The 21,970-nt window shown below is 48.4% G+C and carries 19 protein-coding genes; all 19 read right to left on the bottom strand.

Annotated features, from left to right (window positions below):
* Positions 1 to 28 precede the first annotated feature (28 nt).
* On the bottom strand, positions 29 to 547 hold the full coding sequence (gene infC / locus G3255_RS07165) for a translation initiation factor IF-3 (RefSeq protein WP_083509123.1): 519 nt from the start codon (positions 545 to 547) through the stop codon (positions 29 to 31).
* Between the two features lie 262 nt (positions 548 to 809).
* The gene (thrS, locus tag G3255_RS07160; protein WP_211653873.1) at positions 810 to 2,738 is read right to left on the bottom strand and encodes a threonine--tRNA ligase; all 1,929 of its coding nucleotides are present in this window, start codon (positions 2,736 to 2,738) and stop codon (positions 810 to 812) included.
* Between the two features lie 670 nt (positions 2,739 to 3,408).
* Positions 3,409 to 4,347: a primosomal protein DnaI gene (dnaI, locus tag G3255_RS07155; RefSeq protein ID WP_211653872.1), complete on the bottom strand. Its 939-nt coding sequence runs from the start codon at positions 4,345 to 4,347 to the stop codon at positions 3,409 to 3,411.
* Positions 4,348 to 5,718, bottom strand: coding sequence for a replication initiation and membrane attachment family protein (locus tag G3255_RS07150; RefSeq protein WP_211653871.1), 1,371 nt, complete (start codon positions 5,716 to 5,718; stop codon positions 4,348 to 4,350). It abuts the gene before it with no gap.
* Positions 5,719 to 5,730: 12 nt separating this feature from the next.
* Positions 5,731 to 6,207, bottom strand: a complete 477-nt coding sequence (gene nrdR, locus G3255_RS07145) for a transcriptional regulator NrdR (protein WP_101190108.1) — start codon at positions 6,205 to 6,207, stop codon at positions 5,731 to 5,733.
* A 121-nt stretch (positions 6,208 to 6,328) separates the two neighbouring features.
* Entirely contained in the window at positions 6,329 to 6,712 is a 384-nt protein-coding gene (gene speD / locus G3255_RS07140) for an adenosylmethionine decarboxylase (RefSeq protein ID WP_068868886.1), read from the bottom strand.
* A gap of 311 nt (positions 6,713 to 7,023) precedes the next feature.
* On the bottom strand, positions 7,024 to 8,043 hold the full coding sequence (locus G3255_RS07135; RefSeq protein ID WP_211653870.1) for a glyceraldehyde-3-phosphate dehydrogenase: 1,020 nt from the start codon (positions 8,041 to 8,043) through the stop codon (positions 7,024 to 7,026).
* Between the two features lie 109 nt (positions 8,044 to 8,152).
* Positions 8,153 to 8,749 carry a dephospho-CoA kinase gene (gene coaE, locus G3255_RS07130; RefSeq protein ID WP_211653869.1) on the bottom strand — a complete coding sequence of 199 codons (597 nt, stop codon included), beginning with the start codon at positions 8,747 to 8,749 and terminating at the stop codon, positions 8,153 to 8,155.
* Between the two features lie 9 nt (positions 8,750 to 8,758).
* Positions 8,759 to 9,628, bottom strand: a complete 870-nt coding sequence (gene mutM, locus G3255_RS07125) for a bifunctional DNA-formamidopyrimidine glycosylase/DNA-(apurinic or apyrimidinic site) lyase (RefSeq protein ID WP_211653868.1) — start codon at positions 9,626 to 9,628, stop codon at positions 8,759 to 8,761.
* Positions 9,629 to 9,641: 13 nt separating this feature from the next.
* Positions 9,642 to 12,278 carry a DNA polymerase I gene (gene polA / locus G3255_RS07120; RefSeq protein ID WP_211653867.1) on the bottom strand — a complete coding sequence of 879 codons (2,637 nt, stop codon included), beginning with the start codon at positions 12,276 to 12,278 and terminating at the stop codon, positions 9,642 to 9,644.
* 66 nt (positions 12,279 to 12,344) lie between these two features.
* On the bottom strand, positions 12,345 to 13,325 hold the full coding sequence (gene hflC, locus G3255_RS07115; RefSeq protein WP_211653866.1) for a protease modulator HflC: 981 nt from the start codon (positions 13,323 to 13,325) through the stop codon (positions 12,345 to 12,347).
* Entirely contained in the window at positions 13,325 to 14,296 is a 972-nt protein-coding gene (gene hflK, locus G3255_RS07110) for an FtsH protease activity modulator HflK (RefSeq protein ID WP_211653865.1), read from the bottom strand. Before hflK ends, hflC begins: the two co-directional genes overlap by 1 nt.
* A 172-nt stretch (positions 14,297 to 14,468) precedes the next feature.
* A complete protein-coding gene (locus G3255_RS07105; protein ID WP_211653864.1) occupies positions 14,469 to 15,689 on the bottom strand; it encodes a carboxylate--amine ligase in 1,221 nt (406 codons plus the stop codon).
* 9 nt (positions 15,690 to 15,698) lie between these two features.
* A complete protein-coding gene (pnpS, locus tag G3255_RS07100) occupies positions 15,699 to 17,099 on the bottom strand; it encodes a two-component system histidine kinase PnpS (protein WP_211653863.1) in 1,401 nt (466 codons plus the stop codon).
* Entirely contained in the window at positions 17,096 to 17,803 is a 708-nt protein-coding gene (locus tag G3255_RS07095; RefSeq protein WP_211653862.1) for a response regulator transcription factor, read from the bottom strand. The genes pnpS and G3255_RS07095 overlap by 4 nt, the downstream gene beginning before the upstream one ends.
* Positions 17,804 to 17,848: 45 nt before the next feature.
* Complete coding sequence (locus tag G3255_RS07090; protein WP_211653861.1) at positions 17,849 to 18,325, bottom strand: MaoC family dehydratase; 477 nt, start codon at positions 18,323 to 18,325, stop codon at positions 17,849 to 17,851.
* Positions 18,326 to 18,485: 160 nt separating this feature from the next.
* Complete coding sequence (gene mdh / locus G3255_RS07085) at positions 18,486 to 19,424, bottom strand: malate dehydrogenase (protein ID WP_211653860.1); 939 nt, start codon at positions 19,422 to 19,424, stop codon at positions 18,486 to 18,488.
* Between the two features lie 62 nt (positions 19,425 to 19,486).
* Positions 19,487 to 20,755 (bottom strand): NADP-dependent isocitrate dehydrogenase, encoded by a 1,269-nt coding sequence (gene icd / locus G3255_RS07080; RefSeq protein ID WP_068488502.1) that lies wholly within the window; start codon positions 20,753 to 20,755, stop codon positions 19,487 to 19,489.
* A 78-nt stretch (positions 20,756 to 20,833) separates the two neighbouring features.
* On the bottom strand, positions 20,834 to 21,949 hold the full coding sequence (gene citZ / locus G3255_RS07075) for a citrate synthase (protein ID WP_211653859.1): 1,116 nt from the start codon (positions 21,947 to 21,949) through the stop codon (positions 20,834 to 20,836).
* Positions 21,950 to 21,970 lie beyond the last annotated feature (21 nt).

Genomic DNA, 21,970 nt, shown 5'->3' with positions numbered 1-21,970 from the left:
TTCGGGTTCCTCCTAAACAATTATGCTATTATTCCTTCTCGTTGACCGGGTTCAGCATCAAGAACATGCTGCGGCCTTCCATTTTCGGGCGCTGTTCAACCGTCGCAACTTCCTTGCACTCTTCTGCGAAGCGCTCAAGGACACGTTGTCCGATTTCTTTGTGCGTGATCGCACGGCCTTTGAAACGGATTGAAGCTTTCACTTTGTCGCCTTTTTCAAGGAACTTGATGGCATTGCGGAGCTTCGTGTTAAAATCGTGGTCATCGATGCCAGGGCTCAAGCGAACCTCTTTGACGTTGATGATTTTTTGGTTTTTACGAATTTCGCGCTCTTTTTTCTGCTGTTCAAATTTGAACTTGCCGTGGTCCATGATCCGTGCGACCGGCGGCTTAGCTTGAGGAGCCACTAGTACTAGATCCAAGTTGACACGGGCTGCAATCTCGAGCGCCTCGTTGCGTGATTTGATGCCGAGCTGTTCACCATTTTGGTCAATAACCCGTAATTCACGTGCACGAATGCCTTCGTTTACATTGTTGTCTCTGCTAATAATGATCCACCTCCGGGTAGTGTCGCGAATAGCTTAAATGTGTAAACCGGACGATCCGGTTCACAGGTGCAAACAAAAAGCGGGCGAACCCCGAGGAGTCCGCCCGCCATAATATGACACATGCTAGATGCATGTAAAAGTCAATCGTGTCTACCTGCCAACAATCGGTCGATCAGGTGAGAAGCGGGCGCTCCTGCTTGCACATATAAGTATTCAATAACCTAAATAAGAATATCACGCAGCACTTTTACTGTCAAGCACTTTAGTGAAGTTCGGATTGAACGAGTTTAAGGAAGTCCTCGAATGGCATGCTCTCGGAGTTCTGCTCACCGTATTTGCGGACATTGACTGAGCCGCTTTCCAGTTCCTTATCGCCGATGACTAGCATATATGGAACTTTCTGCATCTGTGCTTCGCGGATTTTATAGCCGAGCTTTTCGTCGCGCTCATCGATATCGACGCGCAATTTATGCTGTTGCATTTTTTCCTGAAGCTCTTTTGCGTATTCGCTGTGCACATCAAGCGATACCGGGATGATCTCCACTTGTACTGGCGCGAGCCAAGTCGGGAATGCGCCTTTGTATTCTTCGATGAGAAATGCGACAAAACGTTCCATTGTAGAGACGACGCCGCGGTGGATGACGACCGGGCGGTGCTGTTTGCCGTCTTCACCGATATATGTCAAATCGAATTTCTCCGGCAAGAGGAAATCGAGCTGGACAGTCGACAAAGTTTCTTCTTTGCCAAGCGCTGTTTTCACTTGAACATCAAGTTTCGGCCCGTAGAATGCCGCTTCACCTTCTGCTTCGAAATAATCGAGGCCGAGTTCATCCATCGCTTCTTTCAGCATCGATTGCGCACGGTTCCACATGGCGTCATCGTCGTAGTATTTTTCTTTATCCGCCGGGTCGCGGTAGGATACGCGGAACGAATAGTCTTTCAAATCGAAGTCTTTGTATACGTCGATGACGAGGTTGACGACGCGTTTGAATTCTTCTTTGATCTGGTCCGGGCGCACGAACAGGTGGGCATCGTTCAATGTCATACCGCGCACGCGTTGCAAGCCCGACAAGGCACCTGACATTTCGTAGCGGTGCATCAGCCCAAGTTCTGCGATACGGATCGGCAATTGGCGGTAGGAATGAATGCCTTGCTTGTAGATCATCATGTGATGCGGGCAATTCATCGGGCGCAGCACCAAATCTTCGTTGTCCATTTGCATGACTGGGAACATGTTTTCTTGGTAATGATCCCAGTGGCCGCTCGTTTTATACAATTCGACACTGCCCATGACCGGTGTGTAAACATGGTCATAGCCCATGCGCTCTTCTTTGTCGACAATATAGCGTTCGATGATGCGGCGGATTGTTGCGCCTTTCGGCAGCCACATCGGCAAGCCTTGCCCGACTTTTTGGGAGTTCATGAACAAATTGAGCTCTTTGCCGATTTTGCGGTGGTCGCGCTCTTTCGCTTCTTCCAGCATTTCAAGATGGGCTTTCAATTCTTCTTTTTTGAAGAAAGCTGTTCCGTAGATGCGCTGAAGCATTTTATTGTCGCTATCGCCGCGCCAGTAAGCACCGGCGACACTTAGTAATTTGAATTCTTTCAATTTGCCAGTCGATGGCACGTGGATGCCGCGGCACAGGTCGAAAAATTCGCCTTGTTCGTAGATCGACACTTGCTCATCTTCTGGGATCGCTTCTAGAAGCTCCAGCTTGTATGGATCGTTGATCGCTTCAAATCGTTGCTGCGCTTCATTTCTCGATACTTCCACACGGACGATGTCCAAGTTTTCGTTGATGATTTTCTTCATTTCTTTTTCAATGACCGGCAAATCTTCAGCTGTAATCGCCGACTCTGTATCGATATCGTAATAGAAGCCGTTTTCGATGACCGGCCCAACGCCAAGCTTGGCATCCGGATACAAGCGTTTGACTGCTTGAGCCATCAAATGCGCTGAGCTGTGGCGAAGTACTTCCAATGCTTCTTCGGATTCCGGTGTGATGATCGCGATGTCGCCATCCGCCTCAAGAGGGGCTTTCAAATCGACTAAGTTGCCGGAAAGCTTTCCTGCTACCGCTTTTTTGCGAAGGCCTGGGCTGATGGATTGAGCGATTTCTTCTGTAGATGTTCCTTTGGCGAACTCTTTTACTGCGCCGTCTGGGAATTTTAATTGAATCATGTCTGCCATATGAATCTCTCCTTTGAATGATATCGGGTGAATCGAGAACCACAGGGTCTGGTTCAGCGCTTCAGGTTTTTTGTTGTCTAGCTTCTGCTGCCTGCCTCTCGGGTCGTAAGCCAGTCTCCCTGTGCGGCAAAGAGCGCCGCTTCGGGAACCCAGCTTATGCCTGTCGAGCCAGAACGGTAGCTTCAGCGCCTAGCTCCTCGGGGTCTTAAGTCACCCTGGCTGTGCGGCAGAAAGCGCCGCTTCGCCAGTGCGCCTTAAGCCTTTCGGAGGGCCACAGGATGTGGGTCAGCTAACCGTTGCGACAGGACGTCGCGCACTTAGGTTAGCTTCCGCTTTCGGCAGCTTCCGCTTTTCTTTTTTTCCACACAAAAAGCCCCATCCCAAAAGGGACGAAGCTCTGTTCGTGGTTCCACCCTTCTTCTCTTCCACACAATTTTTGCGTGCGGAATGAAGCTCTGCATCGGCTAACGGGCCGGTACCGTCGCCTGCTACTGAAGTTCGCAGGCGCTGCTCGAAGGGGGTAAACGAAAACGCTGTGCCGGGAAGCTTTCAGCCGTGTCTTCCCTCTCTGTGTGCCGCGCGCGATCGCTCATGTCCTTGTCATTGCATGTAAATCATTATTGATGTTTCTTACTATACGATGAAAAAAATCAAAAGGCAATAGTTTCTCTTACTTGTTGCGGCGGTTTTCGCCTTCAAGTTTGACTGGGACGGTCAATGCCTGGATCCGTTCCATAATGCGTGCTGCCTTCAAGTCTTCTTTTTCGCCGCGCTGTGAATAAGTCAAATGGTGCGCGAGTTCAGAATAGCTGAAGTTCGAGCTCATGAAAGTCGGCAATTTCTCCGCCATCCGGTAATGAAGAATCGTACCGAGCACTTCGTCGCGCGTCCAGCTCGACATCGCTTCAGCCCCGATATCATCGAGCATGAGCACATCGGCTCGTTTGACGTATTCGATTTTCTCCTGAAGTGTATGGTCGCCGATCGCTTGCTTCATTTCGCGCATGAATTCCGGCACGAATACGAGAACCGTTTTGACGTTGATCTCTGCCAGCTCATTCGCAACAGCGCTCAGCAAATAGGATTTACCAGTCCCGAACTTGCCATATAAATACAAGCCTTTTTCAGGGAGCGAGTCTGGCCCGGTCGCTTTCTCCAAGAAGTCATCAACTGCACGGAAAGCAGGCAGCCTGCGGTCGTCCAGCTCAAAGTTTTCGATTCTCGCTGCCATCACTTCTTTTGGCATGTACATGCTGTGGATCAAGGAAGATGCATGCCGCTTATTGTCCTCAGCAGTCTTCAACCGGCATTTGGTGTACGAAATACCGATATTGCCGCGCTCCAATACGAGATTCGGTTCGAATCCTTTTAGATGATTGATGCAGCCGCCGAGGTTCGGGCATTTATTGCAGTCATGCGATTGGTCGATATATTCGTATAGCTTGCCCATCCCTTTTTCCACTGTCGGCCCGTCAATTTCCTCTTCGTGCTCTTTAAGGAATTTAAGGACGCCGGGATGTTCCAGCACTTCTTTCTTCATTGCATCATAGCGCTCGGAAAATGAGGGCGCATTGACCACTCGCTTCATCGTTTCACGAATCGGTTCCATCTAATCACCCTTTCTTTTCTTCAACGCAAGCTTCGCAAGCAATTTCTGTTTTTCCTGTTCGAGCTGTTCACTTGAAGCCCCTTGTCCAGGCGTTTCCACTTCGTCTTTATTATTGAACCATTCAGGCAGCTTTTCTTCTCGGATCGGCTTGCGGCCGGAAGATGCCGATTTTTTAGGCGCGGCACCTGATTCGTTTTTCCATTTCATATACTGTGTATGCTCGATGCGTGCAAATTCCATCGCCTGTTTAGCAGTCGTGACATTTTTCCTCAACCAATGTGAGGCAATTTTTTCTACATACGCTTTTGTCAGTTTCATATCCGTACGCAACAGGACGTATTGAAGCAATACATTGACGACAGCCGGCTCCATGCCATGCTGCGTCACCAACTGGTTCGCTAATTGCACATCGGCCGGCAGCGGTTCTTTGCCGTCCGCGATATCGCGCAGTACTTGAAGCGGTGATGCTGATTCCAAATATGCGATCAACTCGTCTTCTTTATTTACAGGCCCTTGTTGTGCATCAGGTTGTTGCGTTTTCGGTTCTGCCTTTTTAACCGGCTCGAGTTTCGGTGCAGTTGTCGTGACGGTCATTTTATAATAATCGGAAGCAGCCTTGCGCAGCCCCTCTTCATCTATCCGGTAATCATCTTCGATCGCCAGCAATACGACTTTTTGCATTTCAAGCGGCCCAAAACCGTAGAGAAATGACAGTTTGACGATAAAGTTGCGGATGGCCGGCGTCAACACACGCTTTGGCACAAGTTGTTCAGATAGGCCCTGGCGCAACAGCGCAAAATCAAAGTCCTGTTCCATCTCATATTCCCCGTCTGTCCGTGATTCTAGCTCTTTTTGGTCTGCAGGGTAACCGGACTTCGCATGCACCGGTTGGAAAATATCCGTGAAGGTTCTGGAGACTTCCTCGTATCCAGCAGTAAGCGGCGTCTGGATGATAAAACGGTCGCGGACCCTCCGATAAGACGATTCCCCTATTTTACTGAACAGGAACATCGACAATAGCGGGTCGGCAAAAAAAGGTTTCGGGTCTAGCGGCGGACACAGTTCATAGATAAAGGAACGGTCTTCCCCGTCTTTCCGGTAAGTTTTTAATAAACCGATCGCTTCCAATTGGATGCGGGATTCGAAAATCGCCTTGACCGGTTTTCCGAGTGTATTCATTAACGTGTAATGGGTCGAATCCTCGGAGCGCATTTCCCCATCCGCCCACAGCGTCAAGTAGAGGGAGATGGCATCCGAACCAATCATCGGCTGATAGAGCAGTGTCAGCAATTGTCGGTCGTAATTGGAAAATGGATACGGCATGCGGATCCGGTACAAGTCGGCGGGCTGGAGTTCTTTGTACATCGTCATGTGCTCACCGCCTTATTTGCTGTCCTTATCACCGGGATTGCGGTCAAGCAGATCCTTAAGTTCATCGATGAAGACCGTAATGTCTTTGAACTGGCGATAGACGGATGCGAAGCGGACATAGGCCACTTCATCGATATCCGCTAAACGGTTCATGACCAGTTCTCCGACTTCTTCCGATTTCACTTCAGGATTTCCGCTCCGGCGAAGTTCTTTTTCGATATCGAAAACGACCCCTTCAAGCATATCAAGCGAGACTGGGCGCTTTTCACACGCGCGAATCAATCCGCGCAACACCTTCTCGCGGCTGAATTCTTCACGGGAGCCATCTTTTTTCACGACGATCAGCGGCATCTCTTCCACTTTTTCGAACGTGGTGAAGCGGTAGCCACACGCTTCGCATTCACGTCGCCTGCGGATTGATTTCATTTCATCTATTGGCCGCGAATCTACTACGCGGGTGCCGTTATGCTGGCAAGCTGGACATTTCATGGTAGACATCTCCCCGAAAATTCTCTATCTGGTAGTAACAGTATAACAAAAAAATTCCCCAAACATTAGAAAAAGCAGAGGATTTTCTCCTCTGCTTGTGTTTTGCGTTATTAGCGGTCAGTTACACCGTCAGTGATACTTTTGTAGCTCCGGCGCCGACTGGCCCCATGCCGCGTGGCACTTCAGTTACTTCGCTTTGCTTTGAGTCCAAAGCTTGCGCGATGTAATCAGCTGCAATTGTTGGATCAAGATCTCCGCAAGTATACACATCGACACTCGCATACCCGTGTTCCGGGAAGCTGTGAATAGTCAGGTGTGATTCCGAAATGATGACTACGCCGCTGACACCCTGTGGTGCAAATTTATGAAAAGCGACTTCGCGGATTTCCGCACCTGATTTGAGTGCTGCATCAACAAAAGTCTTTTCGATATAGTCCATATCGTTTAATTTGTCAAAATCACACTGCCAAAGTTCTGCGATTACGTGACGTCCCATAGTTTCCATGGTTCGTTTCCCCCTTTGATAACATTTTGGTTTTGCGCAAAATATTCAAAGCTGACTACCACGGGGGAAAGTTAGTCCAAAGAGGTCCTAACCCTTTAAGCAGTCAAAAGAATAATAATATACGCTCCTAATTCCTTGCTCTTCCAGTAAATAGAAATTGAGAAGTGGCAGCCGTTTTTGGCTACGATTCATAGTATATGATGAATGTTTTCGAAATGCAATAAATAAATGCTCTATCCGATATTTTTTTCAATACAACAACAAAAAAGATTCCGCTTTTCTAGTAAGAAGAAAAGCGGAATCTTTTTGCATTATTTTGAAGCGACAGCCATAGAATTGGCTACTTTTTTCATCAAGTCGACAACGCGGGCAGAGTAGCCCCATTCGTTATCATACCAAGCGAGCACTTTCACTTTGCGGTCGCCCATGACAATGGTAGTCAAGCCGTCAACGATTGCAGAACTCGGGTTTGTATTGAAGTCGATCGACACCAATGGCTCCATCGTCAAATCGAGGATGCCTGCAAGCGCCCCTTCCGACGCATCCATGAATGCCCGGTTAACATCTTCTACTGTCACATCCTGCTGGACATCGACGACAAGGTCAACGAGCGACACATTCGGTGTCGGGACGCGAAGAGCCAGGCCGTGCAGTTTCCCTTCCAGTTCAGGGAGAACAAGTGACAACGCTTTGGCAGCTCCTGTTGAGGTCGGAATGATCGACTGCGCACAAGCACGCGCGCGACGAAGATCCTTATGTGGGTTGTCTAAATTCTTTTGGTCATTGGTATACGCATGGACAGTCGTCATCAATCCGTTTTCGATCCCGAATGCATCATTCAGCACTTTAGCGACAGGAGCCAAGCAATTCGTCGTGCAACTGGCGTTCGAGATAATGTGGTGTTTTTCGACATCCAATTTGTCATCATTGACGCCCATTACAATCGTAATGTCTTCATTTTTGCCTGGAGCAGTCAAGATGACTTTCTTCGCTCCTGCCTCCAGATGAAGAGCAGCTTTATCGCGCGAGTTAAACTTGCCTGTCGCTTCGATGACGATATCGACACCCATTTCCTCCCAAGGGAGTTTCAATGGGTCGCGCTCGTTAACCAATTGAATACGCTTTCCGTTTACAACCAACGCATTTTCTTCCGCTTTCACTTCACCGGAGAAGGTACCGTGATTTGTGTCATACTTAATCAAGTGAGCAAGTGTTTCTGCTGGATAACCGGCGTTGACCGCCGAAATTGTCACGTCATCCATTAAAACTGCTTGTCTGAAAACCATACGGCCGATGCGGCCAAACCCGTTAATTGCAATCGAAACTGTCATGTATTTGTCCCCCATTTAAATAAGTCATACTCATATTTTCAATTCGATATATAGTATAACACATTATTCTTTTTAGAGAACCTGAAAACAAAAGAAAGCGCATACTTTTTTATGGATGTGTCTGCCAATTGTCCAATATGCGCATTAATTGGCGCTTTGTGTTATCCACAGAACCGTTGTTATCCAGCACTTCATCTGCACCTTGTTCTTTGACACTGAAGGGCAGCTGCGAAGCAATTCGTGCTTTGGCTTCCTGTTCGGCCAATCCGTTGCGCTCCATGAGGCGTTTTAATTGCTGTTGTTCTGATACACTGACTACCAGGATTTTGTCGACCATACGCTGGAGCTTGCTTTCGAATAACAGCGGAATGTCCATGATAACGGTTTCATATCCTTCATCCAAAAATGCTTGGCGTTGCCTAAGCATTTCCCGGCGTATTGCCGGGTGGATGATGTCGTTCAATTTTTTTCGGCTCGTTGGATCGTTGAAGATGATCTTCCCGACTCTTTCGCGGTCCATCGATCCATTAGCAAGGATCACTTCCGGGCCGAAAGCTTGCGCGATGCTGTTCAATGTTTCCGTTCCGGGCTCGACAACCTGTCTAGCGACCAGATCTGCGTCAACGACCGGATATCCCAATTCCTTGAGCATTTGTGAGACAGTGCTCTTGCCGCTCGCAATGCTGCCGGTGAGTCCAATGATCATGTATGTTCCTCATTTCTGGCAAGATGGGCAATAGACGGACGCCCGGCTCGCGATTTTTACTGTTTTAGTCTCTGTCCCACAAACCGTGCACGTCTTCTTGCCGTACATGCCAAAACGATTCTGCATGCTGCCTGATTCCCCGTTGATATTGCGGTAATCGGAAATCGTGCTGCCACCTGCTTCGATGCTCTCGAGCAGAATAGCGGCAATGGCCTGGAACAATTCAATTTTGCGCTTGCGGCTAATGCGGCTTGCTGCGCGCTTCGGATGGATTTTCATACGGAACAGCGCTTCTGTCGCATAGATATTGCCGCATCCTGAGATGACCGTACCGTCCATGATGACTTCTTTGATTGGCTTATTGCGAAATTTTGGGCTTTCCGATTGCTGCAAAAACCATTCAAGTGCCTCGTCAGCAAAAGGCTCTGGCGCCATTAACAGAAGCGGCGGAAAATCCGCTTCGCTCGTGAGCACGCGCATTTCCCCAAAACGCCGGATATCCGAGAACGCCAACAAATTGCCGTCATCAAGCGTCAGCACCACATGTACGTGGCGCCTGAACTTATCTTCTGGAATCGACAGCAGGCTATCGACGAAAAACCATGCCCCCGACATGCCCAGATGGTTGACGAGCAGGAATTCCTGCTCGTCTTTCATGGTCATGTAAATATATTTGCTGCGCCGTTCGACGGCGAGTATTTGGGCACCGGTCAGACGCTCTTGAAAGTCATCCGCTTCGATGCGTTTCAAGATCGCTTCTTTACCCGATTGCTTTGATTTTCGGATCGTATCGGACACATCGACCGAGACGATGCGTTTGCCGATCGACACGGGGCGGATTTGCCGGACCACCCCTTCTACTTCCGGAAGTTCCGGCATTACAAATTCCTCCTTATTTTGTATCGTACCAAGTATCGCCTGACGCGATATCGACTTTCAAAGGCACATTGAGTTTCACAGCCGACTCCATTACTTCAGGAACCAGTTCCATGAGTTTTTCGAGTTCTTCGGCAGGTGCTTCAAAAATCAATTCATCGTGCACTTGCAAGATCATCTTCGACTGCAATCCTTCACGTTCAAGGGCGATATCCATTTCGATCATCGCCTGCTTGATAACATCGGCCGCACTTCCCTGAATCGGCGTATTCATCGCGGTGCGTTCCGCAAAACTGCGCAAATTGAAGTTCGAGCTATTGATGTCCGGCAAATAGCGGCGGCGGTTCATCAAGGTCGTGACAAAACCATCTTTTTTCGCCTGTTCGACAATTGAGGTCATATAGCCCTGCACGCCTGGGAAACTTGCCAAATACCGCTCGATAAAGTCAGCTGCCTCTTTACGGGTGATATTCAAGTTTTGCGACAAGCCGTAGTCGCTAATACCATAGACGATGCCGAAATTGACCGCTTTAGCCGCGCGGCGCATGTCGGAAGTCACTTCTTCGAGCGACACATTGAAGACGTCGCTGGCTGTTTTCGTGTGGATATCCAGATCCGATTGGAATGCTTCGATCAAGCTCTCGTCTTTCGACATATGAGCAAGCACGCGCAATTCGATCTGTGAATAGTCCGCCGCGACCATGACCCATCCAGGTTCTGATGGGACGAACGCTTTGCGGATTTTGCGGCCTTCTTCCAGGCGTACCGGGATGTTTTGCAAGTTCGGGTTCGTGGAACTGAGCCTGCCGGTTGTCGTCAAGGCTTGTTGGAAACGGGTATGGACCTTGCCGTCTTCGTGAATCTCTTTCAATAAACCTTCAATATACGTCGACAGCAATTTGCCGAGCTGGCGGTACATCAGGATATGGTGGATGATTTCGTGTTTGCCTTCCAATTTCTCCAGCACATCCGCTGCAGTCGAGTAGCCGGTTTTGGTTTTTTTGATCGCCGGCAAGCCCAATTGCTCGAATAAGATAACCCCAAGCTGCTTCGGCGAATTGATATTGAACTCCTGTCCGGCAAGCGAATAGATTTCCTGTTCGATCATGCCGAGCTTGCGCTTCAATTCCACGCCCATGTCAGTCAATTGGCCGCGGTCTACTTTGACGCCGAGCGATTCCATTTGCCCGAGCACTTTTGCGAGCGGCAGCTCCAATTTATCGTATAAGTCAAATTGCTCGTTTTCTTCCAGCTTTTTGACGACCACGGGGCGCACATTATAGATTGCTCTCGCTTTTCTCGCCATATGTTCATTCAATTCAGCCGCTTCAGGAACTTTTTTCTTTGCCCCTTTGCCGTAGACCTGTTCGTTGGTCGAGACATCCGAATAACCGTATTCACGGACAATATCAGCCAAGTCCGTATACTTCAGCGACGGATTGACGATATAGGCGCCGAGCATCAGATCAAAGTCGACTCCATCGATCTTAATGCCTTTTCTGAGGAATGCCGCAGTCGCGGCTTTTGAATCGGACATATATTTGGCGGCCACCGCGTCTTCGAGCCACGCCTTCAGCGCTTCTGATTGTTCCGCCACTTCCATTGGGATGACATAGGTGGCTTTTTCAGATGCCAATGAAACACCCAGCAAATCGCAGCTATGGTAATGTTCATCATACAATTCCAAGTGGACCGCCATGCCATCTTCAAGCAGGCTCTGATCGACTGATTCGAGCACTTCGAAATGCAGCTCTTCTTTATCGGTTTCCTCTGCCGTATAATCCAATTTCTCCAGCAATGATTTAAAAGCGAGCTCGTTCCAAATGCGCACCAATTCATCCTGGTCGGGGCCTGCATAATCGAGTTCATCGATCGATACTTCCACGGGTGCTTGGCGTTCGATTGTTGCCAGCTTTTTGGACAGATAGGCAAGCTCTTCATTTTCCACGAGCTTTTCCTTCATTTTGCCTTTTTGTTCCTCGATTGCTTCATAGACGCCTTCAACCGACCCGTGTTTGGCGAGCAGCTTCAAAGCTGTCTTTTCGCCGACGCCCGGCACGCCTGGAATATTATCGGAGGAATCACCCATCAAGCCTTTCATATCGATAATCTGCAACGGCGTCAGGCCATATTTCTCTTGAATATGGTCTACTGTGTATTTCTCGATATCGGTAATTCCTTTGCGGGTGATGTAGACAACCGTCGAGTTTGAGGCGAGCTGCGTCAAATCCTTGTCTCCCGAAACGACGACGACCTGGTCGCCTGCTTGTTCGGCTTGAAGGCTCAGCGTACCGATGATATCATCCGCTTCGTAATTATCGAGTTCGTATTGTTTGATCTTGTATGCAGCAAGCAGCTTGCGCAAATACGGGAATTGCTCGGACAGTTCGGGTGGAGTCTTTTGCCGTCCGCCTTTGTATTCTTTATAGGCTTCGTTGCGGAAAGTTGTTTTCCCGGCATCGAATGCCACCATCATATGTGTCGGCTTTTCTTCCTCCAATAGCTTTTGCAGCATCGTCGTGAAGCCGTATACTGCATTCGTGTGCACACCATTATCGTTGGTCAATAGCGGCAGCGCGAAAAATGCGCGGTATGCCAGGCTGTTGCCATCGAGCAATAAGATTTTCTTTGACACAAAATTACCCCTTTCCATAAAAAAAGCCGTCATTCCCTTTATTTTACCACGCAGGCAAATAGAAGAGAAATGACGGCTCATTAGCTATTCAAGATTTCCAGATAACAGTCTTGCATAAGGTGAATCCGACGGCATGATGATAACTGTATCTTCACCGACCGTTTTCGAATACGATTCGAGTGAACGGTATAACTCATAAAACTCAGGGTCTTTCGAGAACGATTCATTGTAGATCTGGGCAGCTTCTGCTTCCCCGTCTGCTTGGATCAAGGCTGCTTCTTTTTTGGCGGTCGCAATGACTTCCTGTGCTTCGCGGTCGGCTTGCGCTTCGATTTCACGCTTGCGTGCATCGCCTTGCGACAAGTAATCCTGCGCAGTCGAATCACGTTCTGAGATCATCCGCGTAAAGACGGCTTGTTCGTTTTCTGCCGGCAAATCGGTACGTTTCATGCGGACATCGACGACTTCAATGCCATATTGATCCGTTTCTAGCAATTCATTGACTCTTGTAGTCACCGTATCATTTAAACTGCCGCGCGAGGAATTTTCATCATTGATGATTTCATCATAATTCAGTTGGCCAAGCTCGGTGCGCACGACGGAATAGATAAACTCTTCCATGCGCGATTCGGCGTTGATGATCGTGCCGGCATTGGAAATCATACTCAACGGGTCGGTCACATGCCAAACTGCGTAATTATCGATGAGAATTCGCTTTTTGTCCCGCGTGTTGATCTCAGCTTCCGTCACATCATAGGTCATCTGGTATTTCGGGATGGTCGTCACGCTTTGAATGAACGGAACCTTCATTTTGATGCCGGGATCTTCCTGAACTTTGACGACTTCGCCAAACTGGCGGACGACGCGGTATTCGTTTTCTTTTACAACATAGGTATTGGTCAAGACGATCAGCAGTGAGAAAAAGACGATTGTCGAGATGAGGATCGGTTTCCAGTATTTCTTGTAATTGATTGGTTCTCTCGGCTCTCTCGGTTTTTTTGCCCGGTTTTTATTGCCGAAGATGTCCGTCGTATTGGAATTGCCGAATGGCTGTTTCGGATCCATCAGTTGCCGCCCCCTTCTTCAGTTTCTTCTTCCGCTGCTGGCGGTACCACAGTCTGCATTTCACCGAGCGGCAAATACTTCATTGTTCCTTCGTCATCATTCATAATATAGAGTTTGGCATTCGGCAGCACCGATTCCAAGGTTTCCATGATCAAGCGCTGCCTGGTTACTTCAGGATTGCCTTCGTATTCGGCATACAGTTTATCGAATACCGCAACATCCCCTGTCGCCTGCTCGACCCGCTCGACTTTCTGCGCTTCTGCCCGTGAATTAATGGCCGATTTCTCACCTAAGGCTTCGTTGCGCTTCTGGTTCTCGTATTTATTCGCTTCATTAATTTTTGTGTTCATTGTCTCACGTGCATCCGTCACGTTCGTGAACGCTGCGCGGACTTCTTCGTTCGGCAGCTCCACATCCTGCAGCTTCACTGCCAAGACGGTAATGCCGATATCGTATTCTTCGATAAGCGATGATAGCAAGTCGCGTGTTTCCGCTTCGATTTCCGCTTTTCCTGAAGTCAAGGCATCGTCGATCAAGGAACTGCCGATAATTGAACGGATCGAGGCGGATGTGGCATCATGGAGCATCTCACGAGGATCTTCTGCATTGAACAGGAATTTCTTCGGGTCAGTAATTTTCCATTGCACAACGAGATCCGTCAAAACGATGTTCTCGTCTCCTGTGATCATCTTGGTCTCTTTGTCGTATGAAGTGACTTCGCCATCCTCGTTTTGGTCATAGCCGAATTGAAGGCTGTAAGTTTCTTTTGACATCACTTCCGCTTTTTGAATCGGCCAAGGCATCTTGAAATGAAGGCCTGATTCTGTGACCGGCTCCCCCGCTTCACCGAATGTATTAATGACTGCCTGCTCCGATTCATCAACCGTATACCAGGAAGTAAAGACAGCGACCAATAAAAGTATGCCGGCAACCGATAAACCGATAATCGACAGCACTCGTTTCGTAGTCATGGTGTTTCCCCCTTTTTATCTTTATAACTATGTATACGGAATGATAGTGAAATAGTTTCAGTAAAATAGAAAAAGAGCCCGGGGAGGGGCTCTTTTTCAAGTCATGCGGTTGAAGGGGGTTCTATTTAAGAATAGCACCTGATTGTGAAGCTGGTGTTAAGCCTTTGTAAACTTACCATTGATTGTTTTTGTATTTTTTATAATAATTCACTTGGCGCGCAAAAAGATACAGTTTGCGTTTCATATGGGTGTCTTTTTTATAAAATAGCGGATTGCCGTATTTCTTTTCCTTGATCAAGCGCTTGATGTCTTTTTGGACCGCCTGGTTTTGGACGAAATTGCGCAATACCACTTTTGGAACGACAGTGAACAGGAAATCTTCATTTAAATAAGTGATCGGCTTTTCCATTTTGTAGATTAAATCATCGACTAAGTACTGTGCCATATTATGGCCAAGCGCCGTCACGTAATAGCTGGAGCGTCCTTGGCGGATATTCACTTCGAAGACCTTGAATTTCTTGTCGCGCGAATCGTATTTTAAATCGAAATTGGCGAAACCGGTATAGTCGACAGCTTCCAGGAAATGCTGGAGCTTTTGCATCATTTCCTTGTCGAAACGCGTGATGAGCGCCGTATAATTGCCGATCGCCGTCACGGTGTGCTCTTGCAGTACGACTTGTGCGAATGTCACCAATTGCGTCTGGCCTTTCGAATTGGCGTAAATGACGGAATCCCACATATATGTATCATCGCCCGGAATGAAATCCTGAATGATTAATTCATCGCGGTAGCCGCTTGCCTTGATTTTCTGGACGACTTCGAATAATTCTTTCGGGCTGTCCACTTTATAGACTTTTTCCTGGCCTTCGAACTTATTGCGGCTGTATTCGATGCCATTGCTTGGTTTGACAACGACCGGATACATCATGTCGCTATCATCGAACGGCACATCCTGGCTGCAGTCGTAAAAATAAGTCGTCGGTGTATCGATGCCGTGCTCTTTGCACAATTCATAGAAATTCGCTTTCATCTGCAGCTGGTTCATCAATGCTTCGTTCGGATAATTGAACACATAATGCTCACGCAGCACTTTGGCATTTTCGATGATCAAGCGTACGTATAAATCGTTCGTGCCGACTAGCAGCAAAGTTTTGCCGGGAGCTCTGTATTTGTCTGCCATGGCGATTAAAATATCAGCGAAATGTTCAGGCTCCGATAATTTTTTATCAAATTCGATTGTTTCAGTGATCGAGCTCATCTCCGTGAAGGATAATGGCTCCTTGCCGATCAAAATCGGCTTGATGCCGTAAGCTTCATGAAATGAAATTGCCATATTGTAAGCATTCATATCGGTGCCGACAATGATCGGCAAAAATGGGTGTTTGGTTTCCATATGTTCCTCCTAAATTTCTTCCGCAAGTGGCAAATGAACGGTAAAGGTCGTCCCGACGCCGACTTCGCTTTCCACTTCGACATTGCCATGATGCGCTTCAATGATATGTTTGACGATCGAAAGCCCGAGGCCAGTGCCGCCCGAATTCCGGCTGCGGGCCCGGTCAACTCGGTAAAAGCGCTCAAACAAGCGGCCGATTTCGGATGCTTCGATGCCGATTCCTTGATCTTCCACTTTCACGATGGCCTGATCGCCTTCTGCATAAAGCTTCAGCGACACTTTGGTGTTTTCCTGTGAATAAGTGGAAGCATTGATCAATAAATTGACGATGACTTGGATGAGCCGGTTCCCGTCGCCGTTCACGATAACCGGTGCCAGATCCAATTCAAGGCTAATATTCTTTTCTGCCAGTTTCGGGTGCACCGTTTCGACGGCCCGTTCAATGACCGCTTTCATGTCCGTCGGCTCCAACTCGATGTGGAATGCGGAACGCTCCATATTCGACAGGTTAAGCAAATCATTGATGAGCATTTCCAAGCGGTTGCTTTCTGTCTGGATAATTTCCAAAAAGGACAATAAGGTATCTGTATCTTGATAAGCGCCATCCAGCAAGGTTTCCGAGAAACCTTTGATGGAGGTGACGGGCGTGCGCAATTCATGGGAAACGTTCGCCACAAAATCCTTGCGCACTTGTTCTAGTTTTTTCAGCTCGGTAATATCGTGGAAAACAATGACTACACCCAGCCAGCGTTCGTGTTCGCCGATGACCGGTGCGCCGTAGACATCCAAGTTCTTCATTTTCAACCCTTCAGCAAACTCGATTTGATCGCGCGAACGGGTCTCAGTCATGAATACTGTTTCAATGAAGGATTTCAGCTCGGGCGCGATATCGATTTCACGGTACAAACTGCCAAGAACCGCACCACTGCTCAAGCCGGTTTCTTCGAGAAAGGCACGGTTGACCAGGGAAATCGTCCCTTGCCGGTCAATCATGACCAGTGCGCTGCCCATATTCTCGATCAAGGTTTTCAACCGCTCTTGCTCCATAAGGCGGACAGTTGCGACTTCCTGCAGATTGCGGGCAAGCACGTTGATCGTCTTGTTCAACTCCAAGCTGCCCTGGGCATCGGATTCATAAGCGCGTGCACGGTAGTTCCCCTTCACGAGCTCCACTGCAGTCGCCGTGGCATTTTCCACCGGCTCTACTTGCAAACGGATAATACGATTACCGATGACGGCCGATGCCCCGAGCCCTATCAGGAAAATAAGCCCCAACGCCAACCACACAGCGGATTTATTTGCCGCCACTTCATATAAAGGAAGAAACTGAAGCACGATCAAATAGAGTCCGACGAGCAACGTACCGATCCACAGCAGCAAAGAGATCAGCAGGCGGCGCCGGAAAGTCATGAACTTTTCGGCTCCTCGAATTTATAGCCCAAGCCACGGATCGTTTTGATATAAGTCGGCTTGCGCGTATTCGCTTCAATCTTTTCACGCAAATGGCTGACATGGACATCGACGATCCGGGTATCGCCCGCAAAATCGTATTTCCACACAGCACTCAATAATTGATCGCGGGTCAATACCCTATTTTTATTTTCTGCCAAGTAGACAAGCAATTCGAATTCTTTCGGTGTAAATTCCAATTGCTTGTCATCCAAAAACACTTCAAATCTGTCTGGGAAAATTTGTAGTTTACCGAAGACATATGGGGCTGACCCGTCCTGCTGGATGACAGGGCTTGTCTCAGCCCTCCGCAACACCGCTTTGATGCGGGCAACTACTTCACGCGGGCTGAACGGCTTGGTCATATAATCATCGGCGCCCAGTTCTAAGCCAAGCACTTTATCAAATTCATCGCCTTTTGCCGTCAACATGATGATCGGGATGTTTACTTTCTGCTGGCGCAGTGATTTACACACTTCCACGCCATCCATTGATGGCAGCATCAAATCCAGCACGATCAAATCCGGCTTTTCGCTCAGTGCAAGGTCATAGCCCTGTTTACCGTCATTCGCGATGATTGTTTCATATCCAGCCTGCACCAGATTATACGATAATAGCGTTGCGATTGAATGTTCGTCTTCAATGATCAAAATTTTCTTCGGCATTTTGCATCCTCCACACTCAATTTGGAACCCCCATCCCAAACCGCTTTAAAAATTCTCCATCGCCTGCGTCGTCAATTTGTTTGAGGTCTTTGGCGGTTGTGCCACAATTTTTCCCTCTATACAAATTGCGCCTTCTTCATCGGTGCCTTCTACACGGATGGTCACCAAATTACCCCTTACATCCACATCGGCCACTTCCAATAGAAAATCGACTGTCGCATAATGGTAGACCGGCTTTTTAAAAACCAAATGCTGTTCGCAAATATACGAACCTGGGCCTGGCATGTATTTGGATACTGCTGATGTGACGATTCCCGTCAACATGATGTTCGGCACAACCGGTTTTTCAAAACTGGTCGTTGATGCAAAATCATGCTGGATATACAATGGATTTCCATCGTTCGTCAGACCGAGATACAAAAGCAAGTCCTTATCTTCGACCTTTTCCGTCAACTTCAACTTCTCACCGACCGTAATATCTTCAATCTTTCTGCCTAATTTGCGTTTTTTTCCGAGCAACACAGGCTTTCCCTCCCCTAAGTGGTTCATACCCTTATAGTATCAATTTCATGAGCACAAGTGCAAGCTCGCTCGCTTTGCAACTCCGTGAATCAATGCCCGAATCCAGTTTGCATATATGTACAGAAAAAGCCGGACAGGATTTCCTGCCCGGCTCCATGTTTTACGCTAATACATCCATGACTGCTTTCACTGATGCAGCGGACTTGTCGAGAGCTTGTTTTTCTTCTTCGTTCAACTCGATTTCAATGATCTTTTCAATTCCGGATGCACCGAGCACTGCCGGCACACCCAGATAGATGCCATCCATGCCGTACTCGCCTTGAAGATAAGCGATCGAAGGCAAGACGCGTTTTTGGTCCTTAAGAATCGCTTCAGCCATTTCCACCAAAGAGGCGGCAGGCGCATAATACGCGGAGCCATTTCCGAGAAGGTTGACGATCTCTGCCCCGCCTTTTCGCGTCCGTTCCACAATTTGCTCGAGCCGTTCTTTCGGGATAAGGGTTTCGAGCGGAATTCCGCCAGCAAATGAATAGCGGACAAGTGGCACCATATCATCCCCGTGGCCGCCCAGCACGAATCCTGTAATGTCTTTGACGGACAGATTGAGCTCTTCCGCTACAAAACTGCGGAAACGTGCTGAATCAAGCACGCCGGATTGGCCGATGACCCGTTCTTTCGGAAAGCCGGATTCTTTAAAAACAGTGTAAGTCATTGCATCCACCGGATTAGTCAGCACCAGAATTGTCGCGTTTGGCGAGTGGGCGACGATTTCTTTTGTGACAGATTTCATGACTTTCTGATTGGTCTGCACCAAATCATCGCGGCTCATGCCCGGTTTTCTCGCTACGCCCGCCGTGATGATGACGAGGTCGGAATCTTTCGTGTCCCCGTAATCCGAAGTTCCTGTAATATGGGCATCAAAATTCAACACAGGCGCTGCTTCCGCCATATCCAGCGCTTTTCCTTTGGCCGGATCTTCCATTGCAGGAATATCAACGATGACGACATCCCCCAATTCTTTCTGCGCCAGCAGGAATGCTGTCGTGGCGCCTGTAAATCCAGAACCGATTACCGAAATCTTTTTGCGTTTGAATGTCATGAAAAACTCCCCTTTCCTTCGGATGATACAACAAAGAGGAGGCAAAAGCCTCCTCTTTCATTTTACATGTTTTTAATTAGCTCATCAGCGAACGCAGATGTTTTCACTTCTGTCGCACCGTCCATTAGGCGAGCGAAGTCGTAAGTAACAACTTTAGACGCAATTGTTTTCTCCATTGAATCGGAGATCAATTTTGCAGCTTCTGTCCAGCCAAGGTGTTCAAGCATCAAGACGCCTGAAAGGATGACAGAAGAAGGGTTTACTTTATCCAGTCCAGCATATTTCGGAGCCGTACCGTGAGTCGCTTCGAAGATTGCATGTCCTGTATCGTAGTTGATGTTCGCGCCAGGCGCGATCCCGATTCCGCCGACTTGCGCAGCAAGGGCATCGGAAATATAGTCACCGTTCAAGTTCATCGTTGCAACAACATCGAACTCGCTTGGGCGTGTAAGGATTTGCTGAAGGAAGATGTCAGCGATGGAATCTTTAACAAGGATTTTGCCTGAAGCCAAAGCATCTTCTTGCGCTTTGTTCGCAGCATCTGTTCCTTTTTCGTCTTTGATTGCATCGTATTCGTTCCACGTGAAGACTTTGTCGCCGAATTCTTGCTCAGCCACTTCATAGCCCCAGTTTTTGAAAGCTCCTTCAGTGAACTTCATGATGTTCCCTTTGTGTACAAGTGTTACGGAATCGCGGCCTTCAGTCAACGCGTAGTTGATTGCAGCACGTACCAAACGTTTTGTTCCTTCTTCAGAAATCGGTTTGATGCCGATACCTGATGATTCAGGGAAGCGGATGTTTTTGACGCCCATTTCGTCAGTAAGGAATGAGATCAATTTTTTCACTTCGTCGCTGCCGTTAGCGTATTCGATACCAGCGTAGATATCTTCAGTGTTTTCACGGAAGATGACCATGTCAGTATCTTCAGGGCGTTTAACTGGTGAAGGCACGCCTTCGAAATAGCGTACAGGACGCAAGCAAGTGTATAGGTCAAGCTCTTGGCGAAGTGCCACGTTCAATGAACGGATACCGCCGCCGATTGGCGTAGTAAGAGGCCCTTTGATTGCGATCAAGTATTCGCGGATAACGTTAAGTGTTTCTTCTGGAAGCCATTCGCCAGTTTCGTCGAAAGCTTTTTGGCCAGCCAAAACTTCTTTCCAGACGATTGATTTTTCGCCGTTATAAGCTTTGTTTACCGATTCTTCCAATACGCGTGAAGCTGCGTTCCAGATATCCGGCCCAGTTCCATCACCGATAATGTATGGGATGACTGCATTGTTAGGGACGTTCAAGACGCCATTTTCTACTGAGATTTTTTCTCCGTTAGTCATGTGTAAGTTCCTCCTGAGTTCAAAGTCATGGGGCTGCACATTGTGTCAGCCCCATCAAATTTTATTGTATTGCCTGAATTAACGTTCTTTAACCGGCACGTAAGTTTGCATGCCAGGCCCGATGTATTCCGCACGCGGGCGGATCAAGCGGTTGTTCGAGTATTGCTCCAGGATGTGCGCGAGCCAGCCCGACGCACGGGACACCGCGAAGATCGGCGTGAACAAGTCATGCTCGATGTTCAACGAGTGGTAGACCGAAGCCGAATAGAAATCGACGTTTGGCGGAAGCGGTTTTTCGCTGGTCACCAATTCTTCGATTTTCACGGACATGTCATACCATTTCGATTCGCCGCGAAGCTCTGTGAGCTTTTGCGACATTTCACGCAAATGCTTCGCACGCGGGTCGCCTTTTTGGTAGACGCGGTGGCCGAAGCCCATGATTTTCTCTTTGTTCGCCAGTTTTTCTTTGATGACCGGCTCGACGTTGTCGACAGAACCGATTTCTGTGAGCATTTTCATGACTTGCTCGTTGGCACCGCCGTGCAGCGGGCCTTTCAAGGCGCCGATTGCGGCGGTTACGCCGGAATAGACGTCGGACAAAGTCGCAACTGCGACACGCGCCGTGAACGTCGAAGCGTTCAGTTCGTGGTCGGCGTGAAGCACAAGCGCTTTATTGAACGCTTCAACTTCGATGTCTTTTGGCTCTTCACCAGACAGCATGTACAGGAAGTTTGCCGCGAAGCTGTAATCCGTTTTCGGTTGGATCGGTTCTTTACCGGCGCGGATGCGGCCGAATGCCGTTACGAGCGTCGAGATCTTCGCCTGGATTTTGATGGCTTTGCGGTAGTTCGCCGCCGGTTCCATGACTTCCGCTTCTTCGTCAAAGAGGCCGAGCATAGAGACCGCTGTACGGAGTGCCGCCATTGGGTGGACGTGCTTGATGTCGTATGTCTTGAAGTGGTCGAGCACCGCTTGCGGCACTGCCATGTTGTCAGCAAGCTGCTGTTTGAGCTCCGCTAGTTCGTCTGCCTTCGGCAAACGCTGGTGCCACAACAGGTAAATCACTTCTTCGAAGCTGGCGTTGTCCGCCAGATCGTCGATGTTGTAGCCGACGTATGTAAGGGTATCATCGATGATCGAGCTGATCGCCGATTGTGTTGCGACTACACCTTCTAAACCTTTTGATGATGTCATGTAAATCTCTCCTTCTACATT

Origin of the sequence: Planococcus sp. MSAK28401, assembly GCF_018283455.1 — a bacterium.
GTDB lineage: Bacteria > Bacillota > Bacilli > Bacillales_A > Planococcaceae > Planococcus > Planococcus alpniumensis.
Note: the sequence above shows the minus strand (reverse complement) of the source record. Positions and strands in the feature narration are given on the sequence as shown.